Origin of the sequence: Frankia tisae (genome assembly GCF_025403405.1) — a bacterium.
GTDB classification, from domain to species: Bacteria; Actinomycetota; Actinomycetes; order Frankiales; family Frankiaceae; genus Frankia; species Frankia tisai.
The window spans coordinates 1-1430 of sequence record NZ_JANEZT010000683.1 but is presented as its reverse complement, the minus strand read 5'-3'; the positions used below and the strand labels follow the sequence as shown (position 1 = coordinate 1430).

General features: G+C 66.6%; 2 protein-coding genes. Both read right to left on the bottom strand.

The annotated features are described in order from the left end of the window. The coding region (locus NBZ85_RS31090) for an ABC transporter ATP-binding protein (protein WP_261563418.1) at positions 1-863 on the bottom strand (863 nt) is incomplete at its 3' end. 9 nt (positions 864-872) lie between these two features. Next, positions 873-1430, bottom strand: a 558-nt coding sequence (locus NBZ85_RS31085; RefSeq protein ID WP_261563417.1) for a carbohydrate ABC transporter permease, incomplete at its 5' end; no start/stop codon positions are given.

Here is a 1430-nt window from a genome sequence, read left to right as displayed (position 1 = left end):
CCCCCCGCACCCCCCGAACCGTCCAGGCCCGCAACGCCAGACAGGCGGGCCGCCGACAGCGCCCGGCGCAGCCGATCGTCCAGCGGCACCTCCCCGAACGGGGAACGCAGCACATCCCCCTCCACCGACGCCGCCACGAAGTTCATCGCCGGCGAACCGATGAACCCGGCCACGAACAGGTTCACCGGCCGCTCGTAGAGCTCCACCGGCGCCGCGACCTGCTGCACCCGCCCCGCCCGCAGCACCGCCACCCGATCCCCGAGCGTCATCGCCTCGACCTGATCATGGGTGACATACACCATCGTCGTACCCAACCGCCGCTGCAGCCGCGACACCTGCATCCGCGTCGCCACCCGCAACGTCGCATCCAGGTTCGACAACGGCTCGTCCATCAGGAACACCGCCGGCGAACGCACAATCGCCCGCCCCATCGCCACCCGCTGACGCTGGCCACCTGAGAGCATCCCCGGCTTACGGTCCAACAACGGCGTCAGATCCAGGATCCTCGCCACCTCCTGCACCTTCTCCTCGACCCGCGCCCGCGGCACCTTCGCCAACGACAACGGAAACCCGATGTTGCGCCGCACTGTCATATGCGGATACAGCGCATAGCTCTGGAACACCATCGCGATGTCGCGGTCCGCCGGCCCCAGCTCGTTGACGACCCGCCCACCAATACGCAACTCGCCGGCGCTGATGCCCTCCAACCCGGCGATCATGTTCAACGTCGTCGACTTCCCACACCCCGACGGGCCCACCAGAATCAGAAACTCCCCATCAGCGACCCGCAGGTTCACATCGTCGACCGCCACCTGCCCGTCCGCGAACCACTTGCTCACATGCTCCAGCTCGACCTCCGCCATGACCTGCGCCTATCCCTTCACCGCACCGGACGTCAGCCCGGCGACGATCCGACGCTGGAACACCAGCACGAACACAATGACCGGAATCGTGATGACCACCGCCGCCGCCGCGATCGACCCGATCGGCTGGGCGAACTGCGACGCACCGGTGAAGAACGCGATCGCCGCCGGCACCGTCCGCGACGACTCCGTCGACGTCAACGAGATCGCGAACAGAAAATCGTTCCAGCAGAAGATGAACACCAGGATCGCCGTCGTCACCATCCCCGGCGCTGCCAACGGCACGATCACCCGCGTGAACGCCTGCCACGGCGACGCCCCGTCCACCGCCGCAGCCCGCTCCAGATCCCGCGGAATCTCCCGGAAAAACGCCGACAACGTGTAGATCGCCAACGGCAACGAGAACGTCAGATACGGCACGATCAAACCGATCCACGTATCAAAGATCCCGATCTGCCGCCACAGATCGAACAGCGGACTCACCAGCGAGATCTGCGGAAACATCGCAATCAGCAACGCCATGCCCACCAGCAGCCGCCGCCCCGGGAACACCAGCCGCGCCACCGC